General features: G+C 39.2%; 4 protein-coding genes and 1 pseudogene. All 5 read right to left on the reverse strand.

What is annotated here, in order from left to right; translation table 11 throughout:
* Nucleotides 1–84: 84 nt before the first annotated feature.
* A complete protein-coding gene (locus WYK_RS05645; protein ID WP_051387332.1) occupies nucleotides 85–438 on the reverse strand; it encodes an SDR family NAD(P)-dependent oxidoreductase in 354 nt (117 codons plus the stop codon).
* Nucleotides 439–492: 54 nt separating this feature from the next.
* Entirely contained in the window at nucleotides 493–1779 is a 1287-nt protein-coding gene (gene yfmH / locus WYK_RS05650; protein WP_040373607.1) for an EF-P 5-aminopentanol modification-associated protein YfmH, read from the reverse strand.
* Complete coding sequence (gene yfmF, locus WYK_RS05655; RefSeq protein ID WP_040373608.1) at nucleotides 1779–3056, reverse strand: EF-P 5-aminopentanol modification-associated protein YfmF; 1278 nt, start codon at nucleotides 3054–3056, stop codon at nucleotides 1779–1781. Before yfmF ends, yfmH begins: the two co-directional genes overlap by 1 nt.
* A 180-nt stretch (nucleotides 3057–3236) precedes the next feature.
* On the reverse strand, nucleotides 3237–4157 hold the full coding sequence (locus WYK_RS05660) for an ABC transporter permease (protein WP_407951471.1): 921 nt from the start codon (nucleotides 4155–4157) through the stop codon (nucleotides 3237–3239).
* Between the two features lie 39 nt (nucleotides 4158–4196).
* Nucleotides 4197–4304: pseudogene (locus WYK_RS25485) on the reverse strand (ABC transporter permease); the annotation flags it as partial.

Here is a 4304-nt window from a genome sequence, read left to right on the forward strand (position 1 = left end):
TCACAAGCAGCACCTGCCTGACCCCAAATGGACGTTACAGCGACTATTGAAGCATTGTTTGCAGACATAAGCTTTGGCAGCAATTCACGTGTTAACTGAAAAAGGACTTGCCACATGAAGCTGTGTCATCTGCTGCACGATTTGATCATTTGTATCACTCATTAATCCATAAAAACTGTTGCCGCTATTCAAAACAACAGCGTGTAAAGAAAAAATTTGAGCGGCTATTTGTTTGTAACCATCCGGTTTCCCTAAATCGGCTTGGATGGGAATGACTTCTATATCAAATCGTTCAAGCTCATTCATTAGTTCCGTAATCGATTTTTTATTTTGATTATAATGCAGATAAAGGGAGTAATGATCTTCAGCAAGTTTTAAGGCAATTGCTCTGCCTATCCCACCGCTCGCTCCCGTAACTAAAGCAAATCTTTTTTCCATTTTCCTGCTCCTTTAATCATTCAAAAAGCCTTGTCGTAATGACAAGGCGCTCTCTTATTTTGGGATAACCTGACAAACCGTAATTTGTGATTCATCTATTAATGTTTCAGCCGTTTGTTTAATATCATCAAAATTGATTTGTTCTAAGATTGGAACAACATCAAACAAATTCATATCATTAAATGCATATCTGGTAAATTGATTAGCAATGTATTCAGGTGAATTTAAGGAGCGAAGAAAAGAACCAATTTTTTTCTTAATAATACGCTCCAAGCTTTTTTCATCAAGACCTGTTCCTGTTTTAGCTTGAAGTAATAGATCAGTCAGTTTTTCTGACAGCTCATCTGGATGGAGGGTATCACCTCCAAGTAGCGCAAACCCAAATCCCTGTTCTTGGGTATAATCATAAGAAAAGGATTGGTCAATTAATCCAGCTGAATAAAGACTTTCATGGATAGAAGAGCTCTTTCCAAAGAGCATTTCCAGAAGAATGTTAGCACTTAATTCAGTCTTTAGAAGCTCCTTACCTTGAAGATTTACATGACGGGCTTTTATTCCAAGCATAACCTTAGGTGTCTGAACATTCATCTTCAGTTGACTCTTCTTTACTGCCACCTCACTAGGTTCTTCTTCAAACTGCCGTTTAACTTCCGGCTGAGGCTGGTAGTCTTTACTTTCTTGATTTGAGCGAATGCCATCCATGATTTCTTCTCCATTTACTTCGCCAACAATAAATAGGAGCATATTACTTGGATGATAAAACGTATGATAACATTCATAAAGCATATCTTTGGTTATTCCAGCAATCGAATCAATCGTCCCGGCAATATCGATTTTTACTGGATGATGATGGTACATATTTTGAATGGTGCCAAAATATAAGCGCCAATCAGGATTATCATCATACATATTAATTTCTTGTCCAATAATCCCTTTTTCCTTTTCAACTGTTTTTTCAGAGAAATAAGGATCCTGGACAAAGTCAATTAATGTTTTTAAGTTTAGTTCAAATTCGGATGTACTTGAGAAAAGATACGCGGTTCTAGTAAAAGAAGTAAAGGCATTTCCTGACGCTCCTTGCTTGCTGAATTGCTGAAAGACATCACCATCTTCTTTTTCAAATAATTTATGCTCTAGAAAGTGCGCAATTCCGTCTGGTACCTTAGTATAATCGTCCTTATCGAGCGGGACAAAATGATTGTCAATTGAACCGTATTTGGTCGTAAACGTTGCAAACGATTTATTAAATCCTTTTTTAGGAATGATATAAACCTCTAAACCATTCGCCATTGTTTCATGTAGAATCTCTTCCTGCAATTGATCAAATTTGATTTTTTCCATTACTGCGGTACCTCCGTCCCAGTTAAGAAATATACCGTATCCAACTCGATTTTCTTCCCTGCTTCAATTATTTCCGCCTTCGTAATCTTCTCGGTGGTTTGCAGCCATTTCTCTAACGGAATATCAATTTTTGCAATGACATTGTGATAAAGAATTTCCACGAGTCCGCGCGGAGAGTCTATCGTTTCAAGAATCTGGTTTCGAATTACAGCCTTTGTTTGTTCCAGCTCTTGCTCTGAAAATTCACCGTTTTTCATGGCTTTCATCTGTTCAGAAATAATTTGAACAGCTTGACGGTAATTGGCCGTTTCTATCCCGCTCATCACAATCAATAATCCCTTATGACTTTCCAGCCTGGAAGCAGCATAATAGGCAAGACTCGCTTTTTCACGAACATTAATAAAGAGCTTAGAATGGGAAAAACCGCCAAAGATACCGTTGAATACTTGAAGGGCGTAATAATCTGGATCACCATAAACGATTTGCGTCCGATATCCGATGTTTAACTTCCCTTGTTTAACATCATCTTTCTCCAATACCTCTTTTGCCTCTACCACGTTTTTTTGAATCGAACGCATCTGCACAGGCTGACGCGGATCCAGCTGAATGTAGCGGTCTGCAAACTGCTCTACCTGCGTTTGTTCCACGTCGCCGATTACATACAAATCAATCTCGTCTTCCGCTATCGCTTGTTTGTAGTAACTGAACAGTGACTCTGCAGTAATTGCCTCAAGATCTTTGCTATTCCCCAGCGTCTCAAGGCTATAGGGTTCTCCTTGACACATTTCTTCAATGAGTCTAGTCGATGCGAAACGCATTTTATCATCAAAAAGTGATTGAATTCTTTGCTTAAGTGAACGTTTTTCATTCGTAAAGGATAGTTCATCAAATGCAGTATCCGTACTGTTAGGCTTTAAGAGAATATCAGCAAGCAGCGCAAATCCTTTTTCAAGTAACGGTGCAGGGTCACTAAGGAATTTTTCATTAGCAATTTCCATTGTAAAGCTGATAACATCATATTCCCCTTTTTTACCTACATCCACATAAAAGCTGGCACCATATAATTCATCAAGGTAGGAGCGTAGTTGAGGAGTGGTTGGATAGTTCTTCGTACTCGCTTGCAATACATATGGCAGCAAAGAACGCTGCGTTACACTTTTATCCGATAAGGGTGCCTTCATTTTAAGTACTAAGGTATTCGTCTTATATTGGGTCGTTTGTATTGTATGCAGTGTATATCCCTGCATACTTTTCACGTTATCTGTTGCTATTGCCATACAAATCCTCCTATATATATGTATTTGAAGTGATGTATTCTATTATTTGTCTAGCAAAACCCTTTTAATCATCTACTTAAAATATACCGTCAAAAGGAAAATTCATGCAAGCTTGAAGACTTTTTTCATATGTATACGAAAAAACGGCCGGACAAGAAAATCTGTCCGGCCGTTTCTATATTATCTTTTCCCTTTAATATAAGGCAAACCGGATGCTTTCGGAGCATCTGCTCGTCCTATAAATCCTGCTAGCGCAATAATTGTTAATACATAAGGAGCAATTAACAAGTATACAGCTGGAATATCTTTAAAGAACGGCAGGCTTGCACCAACAACACTTAAGCTCTGCGCAAGTCCAAAGAATAAAGCAGCACCCATTGCACCCAGTGGATGCCATTTACCGAAGATCATTGCGGCAATAGCCATAAAGCCTTGACCATTAATCGTCGCATGACTGAAATCATTAGAGAATGAGATTGCATATATGGCACCGCCAATACCTGCCAGGGCTCCAGATATGATAACCCCTGCATACCGGATTTTAGTAACACTGATCCCCATTGTATCAGCTGCCATCGGATGCTCACCAACTGCACGAATCCGTAAACCAAATGGTGTTTTATAAATGATATACCAAACTACAAAAGCTAAAAGAATAGCGATATAGGAGATATAATAACCATTCGAGAAGAATATAGTACCAATATACGGAATATCACTAAGAATTGGGATATCTACTCTCGGAAACGGTTCTGTTATGATATCCGTTTGACCCTTGCCGTAGATTTTCTTAACAAGAAAGACAGTCAATCCGACAGCCAGAAGGTTAATTGCCACCCCGCTGACTGTTTGGTCTGCTCTGAATGTAATGGCTGCGACGGCATGTAAGATGGAGAAGATTGCGGCCACAACCATTGCTATCAACACGGAAACCCAAGGGGTCCATGCTCCTAGAGAATCGGCCAATGCCAGGTTAGAAACAATACCCGTAAATGCCCCAATAACCATTAATCCTTCTAAACCAATATTTATGACACCGCTTCGTTCAGAAAACACACCGCCAAGCGCAGTGAAAATAAGTGGCGCTGCCAGCGCGATCATTGCCGGTACAATAATTCCTAAAATTTGATATAAGTCCACTTATTTCACCCCCTTTTTAGTAATGCGGCCAATGATGTAACGGATAAAGTAGCTAGAAGCTACAAAGAAGATAATTAAGGCAATAACAATATCAACGATTTCGCTCGG

The organism is Peribacillus psychrosaccharolyticus ATCC 23296 (assembly GCF_000305495.1).
In the GTDB taxonomy this organism is placed as follows: Bacteria; Bacillota; Bacilli; order Bacillales; family DSM-1321; genus Peribacillus; species Peribacillus psychrosaccharolyticus.